The following is a 24,865-nucleotide window of genomic DNA, read 5'->3' as shown; positions in this document are numbered from 1 at the left end:
TTCCGTTTTTAGTTAGGACTGACCCACAAATAAAATAGATCCACCCCTTTTCATTGCGCGTTACTTCTTACTCTCATTTTTCATTTAATCGAGGCGATATACGCCTATGTAGTAGACGTGAAAGTCATTGCCCCCTTGAGAGCCTGAACCGCCCCCTAGATCTTGATAGTTATGAAGCACAACGGAAGCCGGCCCGTTAGCCGCCGGTATGAAGGACAAATTTTGTTGGCCTTCAATATAGCCGGAATTTGGAACTGTAAATTTCGGTATAGCAACCTGCGAGCCCACGAGAACAGCCGTGATGGGCGGGACACCACCGGACGGACTAGTGTTCCCGATGGAATAACTGATGCTATAGCGATGCACTCTATTAAAGTTAAATGTCCTTGAGATCACTGCGCCAGCATTAGAGGGATGGGGAGTATCCACATACAAACCAAGGACACCAAACGTAGCGCCCAGACCGCCTCTTCCTAAAGTCCATCCGCCTAAATTTCCAGTGTTAAAGTAATGGCCGACATCTGTCCAAGGGTCTGCCTTGGTATATTGAGCGTTGTTAAAAATAACGGCTTTTGACTTATCATTACTGCCGTCAAACGTTACCTCACAGGTTATCGTTATTCGTGTACCATTCGTTATGCGCTTCAGCCAACTACGCAGTACTTCCTTGTTTGCAAGCCCATTAACAGCCTCTGTTGCGGTGATTGCCACACCATTGAGAACAGTTAGCGGGGTTACGCCTGCACCGCTGCAAATCAACCAGACCCGTTGCCCTGTGTGACTCAACGACCATTTGAGCACTGCAGCCGTGGCGCTACCCGCGAAATTGTTGACATCCAGCGTACCGCCAGAAGCAATGTTGTTGATCCGTGGCTGCGGCAAACTGGCAGCAAGAATGGTATTGACCGTCACCGTCTGCACATTTGACGGAATCGGCTCTGCCACGCCCGGCCGTTCTACCGAATACTTCAAGCACACGGTACTGTTCACACTGCGGTGCAAGACCTTGGCCGAGGTCAGGTTGAATACCAGCGTGCCTCCATCCTGCCCCTGCTCGCGGGTTGAATAAGAGGTGCCGTCGGCAAAAAACCAGTAAAGCGTGATGAAATCTTGCCCACTCATACCGTCATAGCGAACCGTTGCCGTCGTATTGTGTTCAATGGGCAGCGGGTCCACCGTCACGTTCGGCCCGGTGTCGGTGGTGCCATTGATAAACGGGTGGGGCAATACGCTCGGCAGGGACTGGATGGTGTAGTGGCGCTCGCGGAACAACACCGCATTGGCCTTGTTGAAACTGCGATCAAAGCAGACCCAGAAACGGATGGTCAATAGCGTTCCATCCTTGAGCTTGCGCAGTTCGTCCACGGGGGTCGGTGGCAGGATTCCACTGGCTTCGCCTTCTTCGGTCACCAGGTTGTTGGTGTAGGTGGCCTCAAAGTATGGCGTCTCTGGAACGGTGTCATAGGTGCCGCTGTACTCCATCCAGATGCGCTGAGCCCGATGAATGAAGTGCCAGATATTGATCATCGTGCGCTCGGATCCATTCAACTTGGAAGTCTCGAGCACCGGGGCATCCCCGATCCTTTCGATGGTCGGGATCGGCAAGGTGGTTAGGTTGAGCAGCAGCAGGTCGAGGATTGGAGAAGGCGTTTCTCGTCCGTTACGTATCAGGAAGTATTGCACGTTGATCCGTTGGCCAAATGGCGCAATACTGGCGCCCACGACTTCAGGCGGGACGGTGAAGTCCACGGTTTTACGGGTGTTGCCGTCCTTGGTTTCACAGTGGCTGCCGATGTCGGGTATGCCTGTCCAGCACGCTCGAATACGGTCGGTGGGCAGCATTTGCGGGAAGGTGACTCGAATGGTCGCACCGGCGGTGACCGCTTCCGGTGCCAATTGGTCGAGGGCTTGGGACGCTTCGACGACTTCCGGGCGAGGCAAGTCGCCCAGCGCCTTACCGACAGTCACTTCGAGTATTTCAGAGCGCAGGGTGCGCCCACCATTCGCGGGGATCAGTGAATAGCTCAAGCGAATCACGCCGCCCAGGTTGGTGTCGGCGTAGTGTCGGTCCAGCGAAAAGGAGACGGGGGCTCCCGCGGTGGCGCGATTCAGGCGGATGTCATCCTGGGTGCTGCCGTCCGCGGCAGTGCCTGTCAGGCGCCATGTAAAGACATCGCCATCGTAAGTTTCAGCGTAGGGCAGCGTGATGTCGAGCTGGCCAAACAAGTCATCTGGGTCTAGGTTGTCGTCCTCATCGACCCGGTCGATTTCCGGCCTTGGCATTTCGGCGATACGCTCGCCGAACCGCACATACGTCGACTCTGACTCGCGGATGGCCTGCGTCCCTGTGCCCAATGCCCGCATGAGGCCGTCGTCTACCGTGTAGAAAACCCGCACATCGCCCAGCCCGATAAACCGAGCGAAGTTGGCTTGGGTTACGGTACGAAAACGGGTGGGCGGTGGTGGGGCGCCTGCGTTATGGCGTTGTTCGTATTCAACCAACCCGCCACCCGGTAGAACAGCCTCCATCCGCAGCCTGACCAGATTATTCGGATCGTAGGGCGTATAGGCCGGGTTCGGATAATTAATGGTGATGTAAGGCTCTTCGGGGTCAATCAAGCCGGCATCGGCCTGCACCACCGTGACTGCCGGCATGTCCGCAATCGTGCCAGAGATCAGGATCGTCAGGGATTGGGACTTGGCCAGTAAGGTGCCCAGCGGGAACTCAAGCCGCCAGGTGATCTTCATCGAGCCTTGGATTAATTGTTTGATGATGGCGTCATCGACAGGAAACGACGTTGGCCAACCCGGGTCAGCGCCCTGATCGGGCAGATCGAGGTCAAACGTTGAGTCATCGGCGTGAGTACCACTCAAGGTTGCAATGACGCGAGTATTCGCCGGGACAAAACGGCCATCCGGAAGCTGAAAAGGCGTGACCACCTGAACAGCAAAGAATTTCCCTGCATCCTGATCATAATTGACCGAGGTGACCGAGGTGGAGCCGACGAGGAAGCGCGCCCGCCTGAGCAGGCTGGGGTCAAGCTCGGCCTGTACATGCACGGCCTGAGAAAAGTGCTCGACATGCCCAGAGCGGTTTTCCACTTCATCGAGCACCTGATAGCGTATCGGTAGGAGGCCACTGCCGGTGCCGATGACACTTGCCGGAACTTCCACTTCAATCGGCTTTGTGCCGCTTGCATGGTCTTCATCGAGTTCGAAAACCACCACTTGCGTGATCGTGTCCCAGTACAGATAGACCTTATCGCGCACTCGCTTACCGGGGTAATCGAGAGTGAACACTACGCCCTGGGCGGCGCGCTGCGGCGTCAACACTGCGCCGGGCGCTGCCAGGTCGTCCGGCAAGCTCAGCAGCAATTTGTCGTGGTAACCCAGCCCGGGCTGCTCATCCAGGCCTGGCCGTGCGTCCTTGACGAAGACGGTCAAGTCGCCTGATGTAGGCGGCGTGCCTGGGCCATTACGCACAACCCGTACAAACACAGGAAAGGATAGCCCCCGCGGTATACGTTCCTCGTTGATGGCCAGTTGAAAAGAGCTTTTGCCTGTTTCCTCTGGCTTGACAATGTGAAAGCCCAGACGCAGCGTACGGCTGCCGTGGAAGTATTCGCAAGTATCACCCGCTTGCAAATTAGTCCAGCGCACAATGGTTACATATAGGTAAGTATCGAGATGTCGCACGCCTAGGCCCCTGTCAGCCCCAACCACGTTGAGCACCGGGGTCGAGTAGACCGGCAGGTCGAGATCATTGCGGGGAGTGGATGAGCTTCGCACAACCGGAAAACGTTCCTCGGGGGCTGGTAATTTGGACATGACTGAACTCCTTGGGTGAGGCCTGGACGGCTATGGAACAAGGAAATCAGACGCTTGAAGGGGATAGGCGTCTAGCTGTCAAAGATGACAGTAGCGACGAGTGGTAATACAGCGAACAAAAGTGCCGTTGATACAATGCCCGCACATTCACACTTTCTCTTACATATTTTTCACGTTTTATTCACAAGCCGAGACGTAGTGTGAAGCCTCATCCGTTACAAACGTTGCATATCAAGCCCGCCGCCCCAGCGGGCTTTTTTTTGCCTGCTTTTTGGCGCTGGAAAACGCCCCGCTTTTGTAGGAGCGAGCTTGCTCGCGAAGAACGCAATGACGCCGCGGTTAACCAGAATGCCCGCGTTATCGTTGACGTTTTTCGCGAGCAAGCTCGCTCCTACAGGGGTTTGGGGAGTGGCTTCAGCGTGTGGCTTGTTCGCGAATGGCGCGCTGGGTATCCAGCACCTTCGCCAACGCCGTTTCAGCCTCTGCACTTTGCTGCGGCACCCGAATCGCCGCCGACACCAGCGTGATCAGCTTGGCCATCACCTCGGCATCCGTGGCCGGGCGGCCCAGGCTCATGGAGTTCATCAGCAGGCGCAGTTCGGTGCCGGCCATGACCCCGGAAATCGCCTTGAGGGCAAATTGCAGGCGTACGCCCAGCTCATTGCGCGGCAGGTCTGGCAGTGCCAGGGCGAAGGCTTCGAAGAAGCGCTGGAACACCGGCTGGTAATGCACCTTGAGGTATTCCTGGATAAACGGCGAGGTGTCGCTGTAAACCCGGCCAAGGAAGCGAATGAACGAGCGCCCTTCCCCGCTGGCCGGGTCGCTGCGTTCCAGGCCCATGGCCGGGGCGAACAGCACGCCGAGCAGCGTGTCGCAATCCAGCGGGCCATCGGATTCGGCTTCGCAGCGGGCGAGCAATTCCAGGCGCTGCTCGTTGAGCGGCTCCAGGCGTTGCATCAGCAGGGTTTTCATCAGGGAGTCCTTGTCCCCGAAGTGGTAGTTCACCGCCGCCAGGTTGACCTGGGCGCGTTCGGTTATCTGGCGTAGCAACACGGCGTCGTAGCCGTACTTGATGAAGAGGGCCTCTGTCGCATCCAGCAATCGAGTCTTGGTAACGTTTGGAGCGCTGAGTTTCTTCGCGACCATAAGGGTTCCACGGCGGAAATATTGTTTTAAAAAATAATTTGATTTTTTTATACCGGGGCGGCCCGGCGAAAGCAAGTAGTGACACTCCGCCATATCACTAAAAGCCTGTATAACCGGGCTATCGAGACCTATTGAAAGGATTTCTACCGGTCCGAAACCTGCATTCGGCAGAACGTTTCAAAGGGTAAAACCGCTCTACATCCATGGCTGGCGAAGCAGATTGAACGCAGGTACTATTCAAACAATATTTTAAAAACAAGAAATAAAACCAGTCCGTGACGCGTACAGGCAGCTCCCGAACTTGTTACAAGGATTTTCCGGGGGCATGGCAGTACCGTCGTGACTGCAGGCGTAGTCATGATGACAGACACCCCCACGCAACCCGGCTTGATCTCCCTGCAAGGCATCGGCAAGCGTTATCAGCTCGCCGGGCAGGAGCTGAGCATTCTCAATGACGTGTGCCTGTCCATCGCTCGCGGTGACAGCTGCGGCATCCTCGGTGCCTCCGGTTCCGGCAAAAGCACCCTGCTCAACATTCTCGGCCTGCTGGACCTGCCCAACTGCGGCCAGTACCACTTTGCCGGTCACGATATTTTCAATGCCACGCCCGACGAACTGGCCGCGATCCGCAACCAGCAGATCGGTTTTGTGTTCCAGAGCTTCAACCTGCTGCCCCGCCTGAGCGCCCTGGACAACGTCGCGCTGCCCTTGAGTTATCGCGGCGTATCGCGGCATGAATCGGTGGAACAGGCCCAGCGTATGCTCGATCAAGTCGGCCTGGCCGAGCGCGCCCACCATCGCCCGGCCGACCTCTCCGGCGGCCAGCGTCAGCGCGTCGCCATTGCCCGCGCACTGGTCGGCAAACCCTCGGTGATCCTCGCCGACGAACCCACCGGCAACCTCGACAGCACCACCGCACAGGAAATCATGGACCTGCTGCTGAGCCTCAACCGTGAGCAGCAGGTGACGCTGATCATCGTCACCCACGACGCCCACATTGCCGAGCGCCTGGAGCGCAAGATCCTGGTGCGCAACGGTGTGGTGCACGAGGCCGAGCGCCCATGAGCCTGCGGGTCGAGCAGAGCCTCAGCCAACTGCTGCATGAAGCCTTGATCAGCCTGCGCACCCTGGGCAAACGTTCGATCCTGGCGCTGCTGGGCATTGTGATCGGCAGCTCCTCGGTAGTGGCGCTGATCAATATCGGCCACAACGCGGCAGTGGATGCCGCGATGATCTTCAAGGACATGGGCACCGATACCCTCATCGCCCAGTTCCCGCCCAAGGGCAGCAGCAATGTGCCGATGCGTACCCAACTCGACCTCGACGCCGTACGCCTGGCCGTACCGGGCATTGCCCATATCGGCGCGCTCAGCCTGTTCAGCGGGCCCATCGTGTTTCATGGGCGCACCACCAATGCCAACCTGGTCGGCAGCACGCCGGGTATACAGGCCGCCATGCGCCTGGCCGTGCGCGAGGGGCGCTTCCTGTCGGCCTTCGACGCCAGCGAAACTTTCGCTGTGATTGGTGACCCACTTGCCCAGGCCCTCAGTGCGCCGGGCGACCCACTGCAACTGGGCGACCGCGTGCGCATCAACGACTACCTGTTTCTGATCGTGGGCATCCTGCACGACCAGCCCCGGGCCATGCTGATGCCAGTGCAGGCCAACGAGTCGTTGTTTATTCCGGCCGAAGGTATGCGCCGCATCTATGCCACCCCGCAGATCAGCAATGTGATCATCCGTGCGGCGCCAGGGCAGGACATGGAGCGTATCGCGAGGGACGCCACCGCTGCGCTGCAACCCCAACTCAGCGACCACGACGTCAATATCACGGTGCCCCAGCAGATGATCGACGGCATGACGCGCCAAAGTCGCACCTTCGCCTACCTGCTGTTGGCCCTTGGCGCGATTTCCCTGGTGGGCGGCGGTGTCGGGGTGATGAACGTGATGCTGATGAATGTCTCGGAGCGCCGCCGCGAGATCGGCATCCGCATGGCCCTGGGCGCACGCCAGCGCGATATCCGCAACCTGTTCCTGCTCGAAGCCGTCACGCTCACCGCCGTGGGTGCGCTGTGCGGTGCGGTGCTGGGCATGACCGCAGCCTGGCTGTATGCGTGGCTGTCGGGCTGGGCATTTGCCCTGGCGGTGGCCGCCCTGCCCCTGGGGGTGGGCAGTACGTTACTGGTAGGTTTGTTCTTTGGCATCTACCCGGCGGTCTCGGCCTCGCGGTTACAGCCGGTGGAGGCCCTGCGCGATGAATAAGTGCGGGCTGCTCCTTCTGCTGATCAGCCTGCCGGGCATGACTGCCGAGATGGTTATCAACCCTTCGGCGCCCAGCAGTACCCGCAGCGGCTACGAGCGTAGCGTCTCGCTGAACGCCCAGGCTACCACCATGACCCTGGGCGACGCGGTGTACCTGGGCCTGCGTAATAACCCGGCGATTCGCAGCGCCTACCTGCAACGAGTGGCGCAGAAGTTCGATCTGCGCGTGGCCGAAGATGTGTTCAACCCCAAGCTCACCCTCAACAGCTATTACCGCAGCACCCGCGGCTCCCAAGACAATGCGCGCAACGCCAACGTCGCGCCCACCAGCAGCCTGCTCGGCGAATACGGCACGCGCTTGAGCATGGCCTGGACCCAGCAGTTGAACAACGCCAACCGCGCCGGCCGTTACCGCAGCGACGGGCTCGACCTGGCGATCATCCAACCGCTGATGCGCGGCGCCGGCTGGGACGCCACCACCGCGCCGCTGCGCCTGTCGCGCCTGGCCGAGCAGGCCAACCGCCTGAACCTCAAGGCCACCGTGGCGCAGACCATCAGCCAAATCATCGCCACCTATCGCGAACTGCTGCGTGCCCAGGAACAACTGGTGATCGTGCAGGACGCGCTCAAGCGCTCCAACACCTTGCTGGACGTGAACAAGGCACTGATCAGCGCCGGGCGCATGGCCGAGTTCGAGATCGTGCAAACCGAAGCCGACATCGCCACCCAGCAGTTGGGCGTGGAAGAAGCTCGCAATCAACTGGACACCAGCCGCCTGGCCTTGCTGCGCCTGCTGGCGCTGGACCTGTCGACACCAGTGCGCGCCACCGAAGCCCTGGAGGCCAACCCCATGGAAATTGACCAACGCCAAGCCTTCAACCTGGCGCAAAACCAGCAACCGGAATACCTCGCCGCCCTGCTCGGTAGCCAACAGGCCGACCTCAACCTGGTGATCGCCAAGGACTCCGGGCGCTGGCAAGTGGACCTGGTCGCCGGCGCCAACCAGGTGCGCGCCGCCACCGACAACAACAACGGCCATGACAATAACCGTACCTGGGACAGCTACGCGGGGGTGCAGGTGCAGATCCCCATCGGCGACATCAGCACGCATCAGGCCGAGGTACGTGCGCGAGTGAACGTCGAGGACCAGGAAATCCGCATTACCGATGCGCGCCAGGAGCTGGAGCGCAACGTCAACAACGTGGTGCGTGACCTCGGCACCCGCTGGCGCCAATATGAAATTTCCAAGCGTGCCGTGGAGTTGTCACGGCGCAAGATCGAAATCGAACGGGAAAAACTCAGTGCCGGACGCTCCACTAACTTCCAGGTGTTGAGCTTCGAAACCGACCTTCGCAACGCCGAAAATGCCCAGCTCAACGCGCTGATCGCTTATTTGAACGCCCAGACTCAACTCGACCTGACCCTGGGCATGACGCTGGAAAGTTGGGAAATCGCCCTCAATGACTACTAAGAAAAAAACGCTGCTAGTCGTTGTTTCGATCCTGCTGTTGGCTGGCGCGGCAATCAGTCTGCTCAACCAGCGCAACGGCGCCGAGCAGGCAGGTCCGACCGAGCAGTGGCTAGCGGTAAAACCCGACCCGCTGGAGCACCAGATCGGCCTGGTGGGCAAGATCGAGCCTGACACTACCGTCACCCTCACGGCGCCGTTCGACGGCAACGTGTTGGCCAACCTGGTCGAACAAGGCCAGCGCGTCGAGGCCGGCCAGGTGCTGTTGCGCATGGACCCGGCGACTCTTGAAGTGCAGTTGCGCGACGCCCTCTCCGCCCTGCTCAAGGCCCGGCGTGCCGTACAGGAAATGCAGGACTGGGATAGCAGCCCCGCCGTCAGCCGCGCCCGCCGCAGCTTGCGCACCGCTGAAATGACCGCTGGCAACACCCAACGCAAGCTCACCGAAAGCGAAAACCTGTTCAAACGCGGCATCATTCCGCGCAACGAACTGGACGATCTCAAGCAGCAAACCCAACAGCAGCAACTCGACCTGGCAGCGGCGCGCGGCGAACTGCAACAGGCCCAGGACCAAGGCAGAGGCGAATACCGACAGATTGCCGAAATGGAGCTGACCAATGCCACGGTGAAATACGAAGCCTTGCAAAAACTCCTTGAAGGCAAGGAGGTCAAGGCACCGTTCTCCGGCATCGTAGTGCCCGCGCCCGGCAGCAGCAACACCGCCCAAGGGGGTGGCAACAACAACGCGCCGGTGCAGGCCGGCAGCAAGGTCAGCCAGGGCCAAGTGCTGTTTGGCCTGGCCAATATCGAGCGGCTGAAAATCGTCGCCAAGGTCTCCGAGCTGGACATCAACCAGTTGCACCAGGGCCAGGCGGTGGAAGTAATGGGCGATGGCTTCGACGGCGAACGGCTGACCGGCTCGGTCAGCGTGGTCAGTGGCTTGGCCATCGCCAGCGACAACCAGGGCAGCGCGCAATTTCCGGTGACCCTGTCGATCCCCAAGCTGACACCGCAGCAGTTGCAACGGGTGCGCCTGGGCATGAGTGCGCGGTTGACGATTGTCACTTATAACAATGACCAGGCGATCGTGATTCCCAGCCAGGCGATCCAGGCAGACATGACGGTGGAGTATCGGGCGGCGATGGATAAACCGGTGCAGCGGGTGAAAGTGACCACTGGGCAATCGACGCCCCAGGGCGTTGAGGTATTCGGACTCAAGCCAGGCTTTGTGAAAACCTCAAGATAAGCGCAGATCAACCTGTGGGAGGGGGCTTGCTCCCGATAGCGGTGCATCAGCCACAAATGTATTTACTGACAAGCCCTCATCGGGAGCAAGCCCCCTCCCACATTTGATTTTCGTTGCTTTGAGCATTGACGTTCACTTCGCGGATCAGGGCTTGCTCACCTCCCCCACTTAGATCTGTGTGAGCTTGGTTGCCAGTGCCTTGGCCTGAAGCGCCACATCCGTCACCGCCGTACTCTCCCACCACATGCCCCGCAACGGCGGCCCCATGGCAAACAGTCGCTGGCTGGCATGGCCCTGGGCATCCAGCACCGCGCCGGCTGCATCCGCCGCAATCCCCAACGCCAAAGGCCCAGGCCGGATCAACCCACGCTTGAGCAGTTGTTGCGGCAATGGCCGGGCCACGCGGCGCCAATCGTATTCAATGCCGCTCGAGTTGATCAACACCGCGCCCGAAACCCGGATGAGTCCTTGCTCGCCACGCTGGCGCACCGCAATGGCAACGCCCTCATCCGACGGCACCAAGCCCTTGAATGACGCTGCGCGAACTCGCAGCCGCCCTTCCCCCTGTAAGCGCTCCACCAAGTGCGCACTCAATGGGGGCGAGCGGTGATGGTGGCTTTCCCACCAAGGCCGCACATGCCGCACGAACTGGCGCTTCTCACGCTCACTGGCCTGGCTCCATAAACGTGCGATATGCACACGCACGGTGTCCAGCGGTGCCTGCCAATCGATGCCTTGGTCGAGTGCGATGCGGCATTGCCGACGCACCTCGCGCAGCAATTGCCGAAGGCTACGCAGGCGGTGGTCGGCGGCCAGGAAATCGTCCCAACTTGGCGGTTGCCGGCGTACATGGGGCAACAGGCCGTGGCGCGAAAAGATCTCGATGGGACCGCGATGCCCGGCCTGTTCCAGCGACACCACGGCATCGACCATGGTCAACCCGGAGCCGATGATCAGTACCGTTGATTGCGGGTCGAGTTGGGTCATCGCTTGCACGTCCCATGGGTCCATGGCTGCGGTGTTCAAACCGCTGGACTCGGTTAGGGGCGTGCGCGCTGCCGGGAACATGCCGGTGGCCAATACCGCAAAAGTGCCACGCAGCTGCTCCCCATTATCGAGGGTCAACAGCGTGGAGGCTGCGTCGACTTGCAGGTCCACCCCTTCGGCGCGGATATGCTCGACGGTCGACGTAGACAACGCCTTGGCCTCGGCCAAGCGCTGTTGCGCGTACAGCCCGAAAATCCCGCGTGGCGGGAACAGTTCGCTGATGGGCACATGCTGCTGATCCGACTCAGGCCAACCACCGCCAGCGATGTAGTCAGTGAGCCATTGGGTCAGGTCGTCGGGGTTGTCCGGGTCGACGCTCATGCGCGCCGCATTGCCGTTCAAGGTATGACCCAGCTCGACCGCGCTATAGGCCTCGCCCCGCCCCAGCTCAGCACGCGGCTCAATCACCAGGATGCGCCGCGTGCCCGGCAGGCGCAGCAGCTGCACGGCCAGCATCGTACCGCTCAGGCCGCCGCCGATGATCAGTACATCGGCAACGCGGGTGGATTCACTCATGCCAGTTCGCCCTTATTGTTGCTCAAATCACCACATTTCGAACAAACCGTACCGCCGCGTTCCCATCATTGCGATAAGCATGGGGCTGGTGGCTGGCGAACATAAAGAACTCTCCAGCCTCGATGACATTTTCCTGATCACCTATCACCAGCGTCAGGCTGCCCTCGAACACGAACAGTTGTTCGCTCCACCCTTCCAAATCAGGGTCCGGGCAATAACGATCACCGGGTTCAAGCCGCCACTCCCACAATTCGACTTCACGCCGTGCCGTGGCCTTGGCCAGCAGCACCGCCTTACTCCCGACAATCTCGCCCGCCCAGGCCAGCTCGTTGATACGGCTGTGGTCCCGCACATCCGGCGCCTGAATCAGATCACTGAACGCCACGTCCAACGCTTCAGCCACACGGTCGAGGGTGGAGAGACTGACGTTCTTCTCCCCCGCTTCAATCGCCACCAGCATGCGCCGGCTGACCCCGGACTTTTCCGAAAGTGCAGTCTGGCTCAGGTCGGCGGCGTGGCGCAGGCGACGGACGTTCTGGCTGACGTGCTGCAGGACCGAGGCCCGTTGCGGATTTTCTTTGTGCACTATATTGCTCAATAGGTGGGTGTGCGCAGTATACTGCCCAGCGTGCGGCGCATTGTGCGGTCCGTGCCTTTCCCTTGCAAGACCGAGCCGCCATGACTGCCCCGACCTCCCCTTCGCGATTCAACCGCTTCAGCAAAGCCGAATGCATCCTGGTGGTGATCACCATGATCTGGGGCGGTACCTTTTTGCTGGTGCAACATGCCATGACCGTCAGCGGGCCGATGTTTTTTGTGGGGCTGCGCTTCGCGGCGGCGACAATTGTGGTGGGGTTCTTTTCCTTGCGCACCCTGCGCGACCTGACCCTGTTCGAATTGAAGGCCGGGGTGTTTATCGGGGTGGCGATCATGTTTGGCTACGGTTTGCAGACGATTGGCTTGCAGACCATCCTGAGCAGCCAGTCGGCGTTTATCACCGCGTTGTATGTACCGTTCGTACCGCTGTTGCAGTGGCTGGTGCTGGGCCGTCGCCCCGGGTTGATGCCCAGCATCGGCATCATGCTGGCGTTTGCCGGGTTGATGCTGTTGACTGGCCCGGCGGGGGCTTCACTGAACTTCAGCCCAGGTGAAATCGCTACGCTGATCGGTGCCGTGGCAATAGCGGCCGAGATCATCTTGATCAGTGCATTTGCCGGCCAGGTGGATATTCGCCGGGTGACCGTGGTGCAACTGGCCACCGCTTCGGTGCTGTCGTTCATGATGGTGGTGCCCATGGGCGAGGCGTTGCCGGGCTTTTCTTGGCTGTTGCTGTTCAGCGCCGTGGGCCTGGGCTTGACCAGTGCGGTGATCCAGGTCGCGATGAATTGGGCGCAGCAGAGTGTGTCGCCAACCCGGGCTACCTTGATCTATGCCGGCGAGCCGGTGTGGGCAGGCGTGGTCGGGCGAATTGCCGGAGAGCGCTTCCCGCCGATTGCAATGGTCGGGGCGGTGTTGATTGTGGTAGCGGTGATTGTGAGTGAGATGAAGACGAAGGGGCAGAAGGCAATTGAACTCGCAGATGCCTTGGAACAGGAGCGTCAGGGATAACCTGCAAACCCTGTGGTGCCCGCTCTATCGTCATCGCGGGCAAGCCCGGCTCCCACAGGGGTCGGCGTTTCAATTCAAGAGTTTTGAACCAGTGCTGAATGAGAGGTTTCGGCCTACCTTGTAGGATCCTGCCACATCTTGCCGTTTGGTGATCGTGAAAGCGGCACGTATGATGCATCCCAAACTCCCGCAGATTAGAAGCCTATGTCCCTGATAGTTCTACTGCTTCTGCCATTCATTGGCAGCTGTCTGGCGGCCTTGCTGCCGCACAACGCACGTAATACCGAATCCCTGCTGGCCGGCCTGGTGGCATTGGTCGGCACTATTCAAGTCGCACTGCTCTACCCCCAGATCGCCCATGGTGGCGTAATACGCGAAGAATTCCTGTGGTTGCCCAGTCTTGGGCTGAACTTCGTGTTGCGCATGGACGGCTTTGCCTGGCTGTTCTCGATGCTGGTGCTCGGCATCGGCACGCTGGTGTCGTTGTATGCGCGTTATTACATGTCGCCGGACGATCCGGTGCCGCGCTTCTTTGCGTTCTTCCTCGCGTTCATGGGCGCCATGCTTGGCCTGGTGATTTCCGGCAACCTGATTCAGATCGTGTTCTTCTGGGAACTGACCAGCCTGTTCTCGTTCCTGCTGATCGGCTATTGGCACCACCGCGCCGATGCGCGGCGTGGTGCCTATATGGCCCTGATGGTCACCGGCGCAGGCGGGTTGTGCCTGCTGGCCGGGGTGATGTTGCTGGGGCATATCGTCGGCAGCTATGACCTGGACCAGGTGCTGGCGGCGGGCGACCAGATTCGCGCGCACTCGCTGTACCCGGTCATGCTGGCCCTGGTGCTGATCGGCGCCTTGAGCAAAAGCGCGCAGTTCCCGTTCCACTTCTGGCTGCCCCATGCCATGGCGGCACCGACCCCGGTTTCGGCGTATCTGCATTCGGCGACGATGGTGAAGGCCGGCGTGTTCCTGCTGGCCCGCCTGTGGCCGTCGCTGTCCGGCAGCGAAGAATGGTTCTGGATCGTCGGCGGTGCCGGCGCCCTCACCCTCCTCCTCGGCGCTTACTGCGCCATGTTCCAAAACGATCTCAAGGGCCTGCTGGCCTACTCCACCATCAGCCACCTCGGGCTGATTACCCTGCTGCTGGGCCTTAACAGCCCGCTGGCCGCCGTCGCCGCAGTGTTCCATATCCTCAACCACGCGACTTTCAAGGCGTCGCTGTTCATGGCGGCGGGCATCATCGACCACGAAAGCGGCACGCGGGACATCCGCAAGCTCAGTGGCCTGGTGCGTCTGATCCCGTTTACCGCTACCCTGGCCATGGTAGCCAGTGCCTCCATGGCCGGTGTGCCGTTGCTCAATGGCTTCCTGTCCAAAGAGATGTTCTTTGCCGAAACCGTATTCATCTCGTCGACGCAATGGGTGGAAATCGCCCTGCCGGTGATTGCGACCATCGCCGGCACCTTCAGCGTGGCCTACGCCCTGCGCTTTACCGTGGATGTGTTCTTCGGCCCGCCGGCTACCGACTTGCCGCACACGCCTCACGAGCCACCGCGCTGGATGCGTGCGCCGGTGGAATTGCTGGTGTTCACCTGCCTGCTGGTGGGGATTTTCCCGGCCCAGGTGGTCGGCTCGATCCTTGCCGCAGCGGCGTTGCCCGTGGTCGGTGGTGTGCTGCCCGAGTACAGCCTGGCGATCTGGCACGGCTGGAACGCGCCGATGATCATGAGCCTGGTGGCAATGACCGGCGGCGTGGTGCTGTACCTGATGCTGCGCAAGCAACTCAAGCGTGGCCGCTTCGAATACCCGCCGCTGATCGGCTATTTCAACGGCAAGCGTGGCTTCGAGCGCTGCCTGGTGGTGATGATGCGCGGTGTGCGCAGGATCGAGAAACGCATCAGCACCAAGCGCCTGCAAACCCAATTGTTCCTACTGGTGATCGTCGCGGTGATCGGGGCCATGATCCCCATGATCAACAGTGGCCTCACCTGGGGCGACCGGCCGAAGATTGCGGGCTCCATCGTCTTCGTCACCCTGTGGTTGCTGGCGATTGCCTGCGCGCTGGGCGCCGCCTGGCAAGCCAAGTATCACCGGCTGGCGGCCCTGACCATGGTCAGCGTGTGCGGCCTGATGACGTGCGTGACCTTCGTGTGGTTCTCGGCGCCGGACCTGGCCCTGACCCAATTGGTGGTGGAAGTGGTGACCACCGTGCTGATCCTGCTCGGCCTGCGCTGGCTGCCACGGCGTATCGAGGAGGTTTGGCCATTGCCCAACACCTTGCGCAAGGCGCGCATTCGCCGGGTGCGCGACTTGTTGCTGTCCACTGTAGTGGGCGGCGGCATGGCGCTGTTGTCCTACGCGATGCTGACCCGCCAGACACCCAACGATATCTCCTCGTTCTACTTGAGCCGCGCCCTGCCCGAAGGCGGCGGCAGCAATGTGGTGAACGTGATGCTCGTGGACTTCCGGGGCTTCGATACGCTGGGCGAAATCACCGTGCTGGGTGCCGTGGCCTTGACCGTATATGCCTTGCTGCGACGCTTCCGCCCGTCCAAGGAAAGCATGGAGTTGCCGGCGCAACAGCGCCAATTGGCACCGGACGTGGCCACCGACCTGGTCAACCCGCGCCAGGCCAGTGACACCGCGCTGGGCTTTATGATGGTGCCGGCGGTGCTGGTGCGCCTGCTGTTGCCGATTGCGCTGGTGGTGTCGTTCTACCTGTTCCTGCGCGGTCACAACCAACCAGGCGGCGGGTTTGTCGCCGGGCTGGTGATGTCGGTAGCGTTTATCCTGCAATACATGGTGGCGGGCACCCAATGGGTCGAAGCGCAGATGAGCCTGCGGCCCATGCGCTGGATGGGCTTCGGCCTGCTGTCGGCGACCTTGACCGGCCTTGGCGCGCTGTTCGCCGGGTACCCGTTCCTGACCACCCATACCTGGCATTTCCACGTGCCACTGCTCGGCGATATCCATATCGCCAGTGCGTTGTTCTTCGACATTGGCGTGTACGCCATGGTCGTGGGCTCGACGCTGCTGATGCTGACCGCCCTCGGCCACCAATCTGTGCGAGCACATAAACCGAGCAACCAGCCCAAAGTCGTTGCTGCAACCGAAGGAGCCGCCTGATGGAAGAAGTCATCGCAATTGCCATTGGGGTCCTGGCGGCCTCCGGCGTCTGGCTGGTGCTTCGGCCACGGACATTCCAGGTGGTGATGGGCCTGTGCCTGTTGTCGTACGGGGTCAATCTGTTCATTTTCAGCATGGGCAGCCTGTTTATCGGCAAGGAGCCGATCATCAAGGACGGCGTGCCGCAAGACCTGCTCAACTACACCGACCCCCTGCCCCAGGCCCTGGTGCTGACGGCCATCGTGATCAGTTTCGCCATGACCGCGCTGTTCCTGGTGGTGCTGCTGGCATCCCGGGGCCTGACCGGCACTGACCATGTGGACGGCCGGGAGCCCAAGGAATGACGTGGATGAATCAACTGATCGTCGCGCCGATCCTGCTGCCGCTGCTCACGGCCGGGTTGATGCTGATGCTCGGCGAAAAGCGCCGCCCACTTAAGGCCCAGATCAACCTGTTCTCCAGTGTCATCGGCCTGGGCATCGCGATCCTGCTGCTGTACTGGACGCAACAAGGCGGCCCCGGCTCGATTGGTGTGTACCTGCCGGGCAACTGGCAGGTGCCGTTCGGCATCGTGTTGGTGGTGGACCAACTGTCGGCAATGATGCTGGTGCTGACCGGGATCATCGGCGTGAGCGCGCTGCTGTTCGCGATGGCCCGCTGGGACCGTGCGGGCACTAGCTTCCATGCGCTGTTCCAGATCCAACTGATGGGTCTGTACGGCGCATTCCTCACCGCGGATTTGTTCAACCTGTTCGTGTTCTTCGAGGTGCTGCTGGCGGCGTCCTACGGCCTGATGCTGCATGGTTCGGGTCGTGCTCGGGTGTCGTCCGGCCTGCATTACATTGCGATCAACCTGCTGGCGTCGTCGCTGTTCCTGATTGGTGCGGCGATGATCTACGGCGTCACCGGCACGCTGAATTTCGCTGACCTGGCACTGAAAATCCCGCTGGTGCCGGAGGCTGATCGCGGCCTGCTGCACGCTGGCGCAGCGATCCTGGCGACCGCGTTTCTGGCCAAGGCCGGCATGTGGCCGCTGAACTTCTGGCTGGCGCCCGCCTACTCCTCGGCCAGTGCGCCGGTGGCGGCGATGTTTGCGATCATGACCAAGGTTGGCGTGTACACCGTGCTGCGCCTGTGGACCCTGCTGTTTTCCGGCCAGGCCGGCGCTTCGGCGCTGTTTGGCGGCGACTGGCTGGTGTATGGCGGCATGGCGACCATCGTCTGCGCGGCGCTGGCGATGGTGGCGGCGCAACGCCTGGAGCGCATGGCGAGCCTGAGCATTCTGGTCTCGGCCGGGATCCTGCTGTCGGCGGTAGGGTTTGCCCAGCCAAGCCTGACCGCTGGGGCATTGTTCTATCTGGTCAGCTCCACCCTGGCACTGAGTGCGCTGTTCCTGCTGGCTGAATTGATCGAACGCTCGCGCTCGGCCAACGACCTGCCGCTTGATGAAGAGATTGATGCGCTGCCCAAGGCCATGGAGTCGCTGCATCCGCGTCCGGGTGTGAACCTGGACGATGAGCAGAAAGCCGTGGTCGGCCAGGTCATCCCCTGGACCATGGCCTTTCTCGGCTTGAGCTTTATCGCCTGCGCGCTGCTGATTATCGGCATGCCGCCATTGTCGGGATTCATCGGCAAGCTCAGCCTTTTGAGTGCGCTGATCAACCCACTGGGCCTGGGCAACACCGTGGACGAATCGATCCGTCCTGCAGCCTGGGGCCTGGTGGCGTTACTGATTTTGTCTGGCCTGGCGTCGCTGATCGCCTTCGCCCGCCTTGGCATCCAGCGCTTCTGGACCCCGGAAGAGCGCCCATCACCGCTGCTGCGACGCTACGAGTGCGTGCCGATCTTCGTGCTGCTGGGCTTGAGCATCGCCTTGACGTTCAAGGCCGAACCCTTGATGCGCTACACCCTGGCCACCGCCAAGAGCCTGAACAACCCGGAAAGCTATGTGATGGCGGTAATGGCCACACGTCCCGTGCCAAGCCCTGAAGCCAAGGCCGCCGCGCTGGAGGTGCAACCATGAAGCGCCTGTTTCCTGCACCCTGGTTGTCGCTGGCCCTGTGGGTGTTGTGGCTGCTGCTGAACCTGTCGATCAGCCCCGGTAACCTGCTGCTGGGCGCGCTGCTGGGCTTTCTCGCGCCTTTGCTGATGGCGCCGCTGCGCCCGCAGCCGATCAGCCTGCGTCGCCCTGGCGTGATCCTGCGTCTGTTCCTGTTGGTGGGCCGCGACGTGATCGTCTCCAACCTGCAAGTGGCGTGGGGTGTACTGACCTGCGGCACACGCCCGCCGCGCTCGCGCTTCATCAAGATCCCCCTGGACCTGCACAGCCCCAACGGCCTTGCCGCGCTGTCGATGATTACCACGGTGATCCCCGGCACCATTTGGTCGGAACTGGCGCTGGACCGTAGCATCTTGCTGCTGCACGTATTCGACCTTGACGATGAAGCCCTGTTTATCCAGCACTTCAAAGCCACCTACGAGCGGCCCCTGATGGAGATCTTCGAATGAGCGCCCTGCTCTCCAATGCGATCCTGGCCAGCCTGTTCCTGTTCTCGCTGGCGATGGTGCTGACCCTGATCCGCCTGTTCAAAGGCCCGTCCGCCCAGGACCGAGTCCTGGCGCTGGACTACCTGTACATCCTGGCCATGCTGATGATGCTGGTGCTGGGTATTCGCTATGCCAGTGATACCTACTTTGAAGCGGCGCTGCTGATCGCGCTGTTCGGCTTCGTGGGCTCGTTTGCCCTGGCGAAATTCCTGCTGCGTGGGGAGGTGATTGAATGATGCCGTTATGGGTTGAAGTCATAGTCGCGGCGTTGCTGTTACTCAGCAGTGTGTTTGCGTTGATTGGCGCGATTGGCTTGCTGCGGATGAAGGAATTTTTCCAACGCATGCACCCGCCGGCACTCGCCTCGACATTGGGCGCATGGTGCGTGGCACTGGCGTCGATTATCTATTTTTCGGTGCTCAAGTCCGGGCCGGTGTTGCATGGTTGGTTGATTCCGGTTTTGCTCGCGATCACCGTGCCGGTCACCACACTGCTGTTGGCGCGAACCGCCCTATTCCGCAAACGCATGGCCGGTGACGATGTGCCGGCTGAAGTCAGCAGCCGCCGCTGACCTCTCAGGCAGGCACATAAAAATGTGGGAGCTGGCTTGCCTGCGATGAGGTCGGATCAGTCACTGAAGAGGTTGGCTGGCCCACCGCTATCGCAGGCAAGCCAGCTCCCACAGTTGGATGGGTGCTAGGCGAAGGATCGGATTCTTGCCGCCAATTCCGCCAATTCGGCATCATCCGCCCGCACAAAATCGTGGGACGAGATGTAGCCCTCATACGCCTCGAAAAACTTCTCCACCTTCGAACTCATTGGCTTGAATGTACTGTCCTGCCCGGTCCCATGCATGGGAAACAACTTCGCATGCAGGTGGTCCACCCCATACCCTTCCAGAATCATCCCCGTACGCGCCACATCGGGAAATGCGCGGTCGATCTGTTGTGCGGTTTTCTTTGCTGCGACCGCGAGCCCTGCCAACACTTCATCCGACTGCGCAAACGCATAGCTGCCGTAATGCTGCTTTGGAATCACCACGCTGAAACCCGGTGTGTTAGGGAAGATCGACAGGAACGCCATATGCTGATCATCCTCCCACAGGATATGGGCCGGGGAAGTTTTGCGGACAATGCTGCAGAAAATACAATCCATTTGAATCACCGCCAGTTTCGTCTTGGGTTTGGTCGTGGCAATCATCTAAAGCTAGGATGGTATGGGCGTCAAACCCTATGGGCATTTTGGGAAATGTCCTAAGACCTGGGTATGCCCGCTGTGCTGAGACAGGAGTTCACCATGGATAAAAACATCATTGTCATCGGCGGCGAGTCCAGCGAAGACATGACGCGCATGACCCGCATCGACGAATATATCGTCGCTTCGTCGGGCAAAACCCAGCCCACGGTGCTCTATATCTCCACCGCCAATGGCGATGACCGTACGAAGATTGCCGACTTCACGCTCAAATACCAAAGCGCCGGCTGCACCGTTGTGCCATTGACGTTTTTCATTCCGCCTTTTCCAACCCCAGCTCATGTTGCCGCGCTGTTTGAACAGGCTGACATCATCTACGTGGCCGGCGGCAACACCCGAGCCTTGCTGGCCATCTGGCGTGAATTTGACGTGACCGCCCTTTTGAAGCAAGCCCAGGAACACGGCAAAGTGCTTTGCGGCGTCAGTGCCGGCGCCATCTGCTGGTTCAACCACGGGCATTCCGACTCAGGGGGCGTATATGCGCTGATCGACGGGCTGGGTTTTCTCCCTGGCGCGCTGTGCCCGCACTTCAGCTCAGAGGCGGGAAGAGAATCTACGCTCGTTGAACTGGTTCGACTTAAAAACATACGCCCCGCCTACGCGCTGGATGACGGAGTTGCCCTGCATTTCAAGAACGGTGAATACCATGCGACTGTTCATAACTACACGACTGGTAGTGCATATAAACTCAGCAGCACTTCGGAGCCCATTGCAAGGAAACGCCCTACAGCTCTTTAGGGTTGCCGCTCAGAAAATGGCCGCCTAATCTTTGGCGGTCGCTGCAAATTCAGCGACCGGGTTTCGCAGCTCGGTTAAACTCTAGACGCACAGCGTCCACCTCAGATAGCGGGCGCTTTTTAATGCCTGATGTTATGGCGGCTGTGCGCGGGATACCTTCGGGTATGCCGGGTGCTAGAGTCCCGGTCTGCGAACCTGCGTACAGCTGCCACCCAAATATCGTTTCGCAGCGATGGGTGGTGACTCCGATACTCTAGGAGCTACGCCATGATTAAAGACAGTCCGAATCCACCGTCAGATTCAACCGCATTTCACACTGCCGCTCATCGAGCGATAAATCACTACCTGAACCCGTCTGAAAAACCAGAGCCAGCTGCTGAGGATCATGGTTTGTTTACCGTACGTGAAGGATTAGACGTCGAGACGCTGCTGGTCAACGCGTCGGAGGATCTTGCGTCGGTTCAAGCGCTGGCAAGCCATTTGGCTTTTGAGATCGAAGGCACCCCGCGTAGCGTAGCTCTGGGAATTTGCCGGATGCTGGAAGGGATTCAGCTGATGGTGGATAAAACGCTAAAACTCAAAGACAAACCAATTCACGGATAGATCTGATCCGAAGACCGAGCAAAGTGAGCACGGTCAAAAGTGGGAGGGGGCTTGCTCCCGATGGCAGTGGGCCAGTTGCAGACGAGCTGACTGACCTACCGCCATCGGGAGCAAGCCCCCTCCCACATCTGGATCAGGCCTGATCAGCCAACCGCCACGTCGTCCCACCCTTCCCGTCTTCCAACACCACACCCATCGCGGTCAGTTGGTCACGGATACGGTCGGATTCCGCCCAGTCCTTGTTAGCCCGAGCAGCCAGACGCGCCTGAATCAACGCCTCCACCTGCGCCGCATCCACACGCCCTTCAGCGCCGGCTTGCAGGAAGTCATCGGCTTCCATCTGCAACACGCCGAGCACGCTTGCCAGTTCTTTCAGGCGCGCCGCCAAACCTGCCGCCGCGTCGAGATCGCTCTCACGCAGGCGGTTGATCTCGCGCACCATCTCGAACAGTACCGCGCAGGCTTCCGGGGTGCCGAAGTCGTCGTTCATGACTTCGGTAAAGCGTGCCACGAACGTTTCGCCACCAGCAGGTGCCACCGCTGGCAAGCCTTTCAACGCGTGGTAGAAACGCTCCAGGGCGCCCTTGGCGTCCTTGAGGTTGTCTTCCGAGTAGTTGATGGCGCTGCGGTAGTGGCTGGACACCAGCAGGTAACGCACCACTTCCGGGTGGTACTTTTCCAGCACGTCGCGGATGGTGAAGAAGTTGTTCAAGGACTTGGACATCTTCTCGCCATTGATGCGGATCATGCCGCAGTGCATCCAGGCGTTGGCGTAGGTCTTGCCAGTGGCGGCTTCGCTCTGGGCGATTTCGTTTTCGTGGTGCGGGAACTCCAGGTCGCTGCCGCCGCCATGAATATCGAAGGTCTCGCCCAGGCAGCAGGTGGACATTACCGAGCATTCGATGTGCCAGCCCGGACGCCCAGGGCCCCACGGCGATTCCCAGCTTGGCTCGCCGGGCTTGGTACCTTTCCACAGTACGAAGTCGAGCGGGTCCTGCTTGGCTTCGTCGACTTCGATGCGCGCGCCGATGCGCAGGTCTTCGATCTTCTTGCGCGAGAGCTTGCCGTAGCCCATGAACTTGGCGACGCGGTAGTACACGTCACCATTACCTGGGGCGTAGGCGTAACCCTTGTCGATCAGGGTCTGGATCATCGCGTGCATGCCAGGGATGTGGTCCGTGGCACGCGGTTCCATGTCCGGCTTGAGGATGTTGAGGCGCGCCTCGTCCTCGTGCATGGCAGCGATCATGCGCTCGGTCAGCGCGTCGAACGACTCGCCGTTTTCGTTGGCGCGGTTGATGATCTTGTCGTCGATGTCGGTGATGTTGCGCACATAGGTCAAGTCATAGCCGCTGAAACGCAGCCAGCGGGTCACCAGGTCGAAGGCAACCATGCTGCGGCCGTGGCCGATGTGGCAGTAGTCGTACACGGTCATGCCGCACACGTACATGCGCACCTTGTTGCCATCCAGCGGCTTGAAGACTTCTTTGGTCTTGCTGAGTGTGTTGTAGATCGTTAGCACGACAGTTCCTTAAACAGAATCACTGGCCCCACGAATCTCGCAAGGTCACGGTACGGTTGAATACCGGAGCACCAGGTTTGGAGTCCTTGATATCTGCGCAGAAGTAACCTTCGCGCTCGAACTGGAAACGGTCTTCCGGCTGTGCGTCGCCAAGCGATGGCTCGGCACGACAACCTGTGAGCACTTGCAGTGAGTCAGGGTTGATGTTGTCGAGGAAACTCGCGCTGTCTTCGGCCTTCTCAGGGTTCGGCGAGCGGAACAGACGATCGTACAGGCGCACTTCGCATTCGATGCTGGCAGCGGCCGGCACCCAGTGGACCACACCCTTGACCTTGCGGCCTTCAGGGTTCTTGCCCAGGGTGTCCGGGTCGTAGGAGCAACGCAGCTCGACGATGTTGCCGTCAGCGTCCTTGATCGCTTCGTCCGCACGGATCACGTAGCTGCCGCGCAGGCGCACTTCGCCGTTCGGCTCCAGGCGCTTGTAGCCCTTGGGCGGCTCTTCCATGAAGTCGTCGCGGTCGATGTAGATTTCGCGGGCGAACGGCAATTTGCGCACGCCCAGCTCTTCTTTCTGTGGGTGACGCGGCAGTTCGAGGTTCTCGACCTGGCCTTCCGGGTAGTTGGTGATCACCACCTTCAACGGCCGCAGCACGCACATGGCGCGGGGGGCGTTGGCGTCGAGGTCCTGGCGGATGCTGAATTCCAGCATCCCGAAGTCGACCACACCGTCGGAACGGTTGGTGCCGACCATGTCGCAGAAGTTGCGGATCGACGCCGGGGTGTAGCCACGGCGACGGAAGCCCGACAGCGTGGACATGCGCGGGTCATCCCAGCCATGTACGTGCTTTTCATCCACCAGTTGCTTGAGCTTGCGCTTGCTGGTGATGGTGTAGTTCAGGTTCAGGCGGCTGAATTCGTACTGACGCGGGTGCGCCGGTACCGGCAGGCTGTCCAGGAACCACTCGTACAGTGGGCGATGGCTTTCGAACTCCAGGGTGCAGATGGAGTGGGTGATGCCTTCGATGGCGTCCGACTGACCGTGGGTGAAGTCGTAGTTGGGGTAGATGCACCACTTGTCACCGGTCTGGTGGTGGTGGGCATGGCGGATGCGATACATGATCGGGTCGCGCAGGTTCATGTTCGGCGAGGCCATGTCGATCTTGGCACGCAGCACGCGGGCGCCGTCCGGGAACTCGCCGGCGCGCATACGGTTGAACCAGTCCAGGTTCTCTTCCACCGAACGGTCGCGGAACGGGCTGTTCTTGCCCGGCTCGGTCAGCGTGCCACGGTACTCCTTGGCCTGCTCCGGGGTCAGGTCGTCCACATAGGCCTTGCCGGCCTTGATCAGCTCGACAGCCCAGTCGAACAACTGGTCGAAATACTTGGAGGCATAGCGCACTTCACCGGACCATTCGAAGCCCAGCCACTTGATGTCGCTTTCAATGGCGTCGATGTATTCCTGGTCTTCCTTGGCCGGGTTGGTGTCGTCGAAACGCAGGTGCGTGACGCCACCGAACTCCTGGGCCAGGCCGAAGTTCACACAGATCGACTTGGCGTGACCGATGTGCAGGTAGCCGTTGGGCTCTGGCGGGAAGCGGGTGACGATCTGCGTATGCTTGCCCGAATCCAGGTCCGCCTGGATGATCGGGCGCAGGAAATTGACCGGGACGGCAGGTCCGGCCTTGGCATTCGAGGTAGGGTCGACAGTGGGCTTGCTCATAGGATCCTTGAACAGACAGGTTCGTGGCCGGGTCAGGCCAGATAAAACAAAGGGCTTATCATAGCCGAAGCTGTCAACCACCTGACAGAGCGCGGTCGAAAACTGCTGCTTAAATTGCTGCTTTAATGACAGGCGCGGTAAAAAACCACCTCGAAATTCCTGCAAGGCACGCTAAACTGCGCGTCTTGGCCCAAGCTTCGCCAAACCGGTCGTGGCGCCCAGGCGCCCAAACCCA

The 24,865-nt window shown here is 60.3% G+C and carries 21 protein-coding genes; 13 read left to right on the top strand and 8 right to left on the bottom strand.

Features of this window, described 5'->3' with window-relative positions:
- Positions 1-84 precede the first annotated feature (84 nt).
- From E4P00_RS19540 to E4P00_RS19530, 3 genes are all read right to left on the bottom strand, one after another.
- Entirely contained in the window at positions 85-3,828 is a 3,744-nt protein-coding gene (locus E4P00_RS19540) for a hypothetical protein (protein WP_248132600.1), read from the bottom strand.
- Positions 3,829-4,043: 215 nt separating this feature from the next.
- Positions 4,044-4,211: a hypothetical protein gene (locus tag E4P00_RS19535; protein WP_248132736.1), complete on the bottom strand. Its 168-nt coding sequence runs from the start codon at positions 4,209-4,211 to the stop codon at positions 4,044-4,046.
- Between the two features lie 31 nt (positions 4,212-4,242).
- Positions 4,243-4,974 (bottom strand): TetR/AcrR family transcriptional regulator, encoded by a 732-nt coding sequence (locus E4P00_RS19530; RefSeq protein ID WP_014718925.1) that lies wholly within the window; start codon positions 4,972-4,974, stop codon positions 4,243-4,245.
- Positions 4,975-5,331: 357 nt separating this feature from the next.
- On the opposite strand from E4P00_RS19530, the gene E4P00_RS19525 reads away from it, so the two are divergent.
- From E4P00_RS19525 to E4P00_RS19510, 4 genes are read left to right on the top strand one after another with little or no spacing between them, the layout of a single operon-like run.
- A complete protein-coding gene (locus E4P00_RS19525) occupies positions 5,332-6,039 on the top strand; it encodes an ABC transporter ATP-binding protein (protein ID WP_078821672.1) in 708 nt (235 codons plus the stop codon).
- Positions 6,036-7,235 carry an ABC transporter permease gene (locus E4P00_RS19520; protein ID WP_032880604.1) on the top strand — a complete coding sequence of 400 codons (1,200 nt, stop codon included), beginning with the start codon at positions 6,036-6,038 and terminating at the stop codon, positions 7,233-7,235. The genes E4P00_RS19525 and E4P00_RS19520 overlap by 4 nt, the downstream gene beginning before the upstream one ends.
- On the top strand, positions 7,228-8,706 hold the full coding sequence (locus E4P00_RS19515) for a TolC family protein (RefSeq protein ID WP_248132598.1): 1,479 nt from the start codon (positions 7,228-7,230) through the stop codon (positions 8,704-8,706). Before E4P00_RS19520 ends, E4P00_RS19515 begins: the two co-directional genes overlap by 8 nt.
- Positions 8,696-9,949, top strand: coding sequence for an HlyD family efflux transporter periplasmic adaptor subunit (locus tag E4P00_RS19510; RefSeq protein WP_248132596.1), 1,254 nt, complete (start codon positions 8,696-8,698; stop codon positions 9,947-9,949). Before E4P00_RS19515 ends, E4P00_RS19510 begins: the two co-directional genes overlap by 11 nt.
- Positions 9,950-10,117: 168 nt before the next feature.
- Here the strand turns inward: E4P00_RS19510 and E4P00_RS19505 are convergent, their stop codons facing one another.
- Together E4P00_RS19505 and E4P00_RS19500 are read right to left on the bottom strand one after the other, a co-directional pair.
- Positions 10,118-11,512 (bottom strand): FAD/NAD(P)-binding protein, encoded by a 1,395-nt coding sequence (locus tag E4P00_RS19505; RefSeq protein WP_248132594.1) that lies wholly within the window; start codon positions 11,510-11,512, stop codon positions 10,118-10,120.
- A 22-nt stretch (positions 11,513-11,534) separates the two neighbouring features.
- A complete protein-coding gene (locus E4P00_RS19500; protein ID WP_032880600.1) occupies positions 11,535-12,098 on the bottom strand; it encodes an XRE family transcriptional regulator in 564 nt (187 codons plus the stop codon).
- A gap of 92 nt (positions 12,099-12,190) precedes the next feature.
- Between E4P00_RS19500 and E4P00_RS19495 the strand changes: the two genes are divergently transcribed.
- From E4P00_RS19495 to E4P00_RS19465, 7 genes are all read left to right on the top strand, one after another.
- Complete coding sequence (locus E4P00_RS19495; protein ID WP_032880599.1) at positions 12,191-13,120, top strand: DMT family transporter; 930 nt, start codon at positions 12,191-12,193, stop codon at positions 13,118-13,120.
- Positions 13,121-13,324: 204 nt separating this feature from the next.
- Positions 13,325-16,246, top strand: coding sequence for a monovalent cation/H+ antiporter subunit A (locus E4P00_RS19490; protein ID WP_078821677.1), 2,922 nt, complete (start codon positions 13,325-13,327; stop codon positions 16,244-16,246).
- On the top strand, positions 16,246-16,590 hold the full coding sequence (locus tag E4P00_RS19485) for a Na+/H+ antiporter subunit C (protein WP_005789164.1): 345 nt from the start codon (positions 16,246-16,248) through the stop codon (positions 16,588-16,590). The genes E4P00_RS19490 and E4P00_RS19485 overlap by 1 nt, the downstream gene beginning before the upstream one ends.
- The gene (locus E4P00_RS19480; RefSeq protein WP_248132592.1) at positions 16,587-18,269 is read left to right on the top strand and encodes a monovalent cation/H+ antiporter subunit D; all 1,683 of its coding nucleotides are present in this window, start codon (positions 16,587-16,589) and stop codon (positions 18,267-18,269) included. Before E4P00_RS19485 ends, E4P00_RS19480 begins: the two co-directional genes overlap by 4 nt.
- The gene (locus tag E4P00_RS19475) at positions 18,266-18,754 is read left to right on the top strand and encodes a Na+/H+ antiporter subunit E (RefSeq protein ID WP_194438605.1); all 489 of its coding nucleotides are present in this window, start codon (positions 18,266-18,268) and stop codon (positions 18,752-18,754) included. Before E4P00_RS19480 ends, E4P00_RS19475 begins: the two co-directional genes overlap by 4 nt.
- On the top strand, positions 18,751-19,029 hold the full coding sequence (locus tag E4P00_RS19470; RefSeq protein WP_032880591.1) for a K+/H+ antiporter subunit F: 279 nt from the start codon (positions 18,751-18,753) through the stop codon (positions 19,027-19,029). Before E4P00_RS19475 ends, E4P00_RS19470 begins: the two co-directional genes overlap by 4 nt.
- Positions 19,026-19,364, top strand: a complete 339-nt coding sequence (locus E4P00_RS19465) for a Na+/H+ antiporter subunit G (protein ID WP_078821679.1) — start codon at positions 19,026-19,028, stop codon at positions 19,362-19,364. The genes E4P00_RS19470 and E4P00_RS19465 overlap by 4 nt, the downstream gene beginning before the upstream one ends.
- Before the next feature lie 125 nt (positions 19,365-19,489).
- Here the strand turns inward: E4P00_RS19465 and E4P00_RS19460 are convergent, their stop codons facing one another.
- Positions 19,490-19,948, bottom strand: coding sequence for an HIT family protein (locus tag E4P00_RS19460; protein ID WP_078821728.1), 459 nt, complete (start codon positions 19,946-19,948; stop codon positions 19,490-19,492).
- A gap of 141 nt (positions 19,949-20,089) precedes the next feature.
- Between E4P00_RS19460 and E4P00_RS19455 the strand changes: the two genes are divergently transcribed.
- A complete protein-coding gene (locus tag E4P00_RS19455) occupies positions 20,090-20,785 on the top strand; it encodes a peptidase E (RefSeq protein WP_248132590.1) in 696 nt (231 codons plus the stop codon).
- Positions 20,786-21,052: 267 nt separating this feature from the next.
- Complete coding sequence (locus E4P00_RS19450) at positions 21,053-21,388, top strand: DUF6124 family protein (protein ID WP_078821681.1); 336 nt, start codon at positions 21,053-21,055, stop codon at positions 21,386-21,388.
- A gap of 133 nt (positions 21,389-21,521) precedes the next feature.
- Here E4P00_RS19450 and cysS read toward each other — a convergent pair whose 3' ends face one another.
- Positions 21,522-22,910, bottom strand: a complete 1,389-nt coding sequence (gene cysS, locus E4P00_RS19445) for a cysteine--tRNA ligase (protein WP_248132588.1) — start codon at positions 22,908-22,910, stop codon at positions 21,522-21,524.
- Between the two features lie 19 nt (positions 22,911-22,929).
- Positions 22,930-24,630, bottom strand: a complete 1,701-nt coding sequence (locus tag E4P00_RS19440; protein WP_005789177.1) for a glutamine--tRNA ligase/YqeY domain fusion protein — start codon at positions 24,628-24,630, stop codon at positions 22,930-22,932.
- Positions 24,631-24,865: the final 235 nt, after the last annotated feature.

It is taken from the genome of Pseudomonas sp. B329, from assembly GCF_023127835.1.
Lineage (GTDB): Bacteria > Pseudomonadota > Gammaproteobacteria > Pseudomonadales > Pseudomonadaceae > Aquipseudomonas > Aquipseudomonas synxantha_A.
Note: the sequence above shows the minus strand (reverse complement) of the source record. Positions and strands in the feature narration are given on the sequence as shown.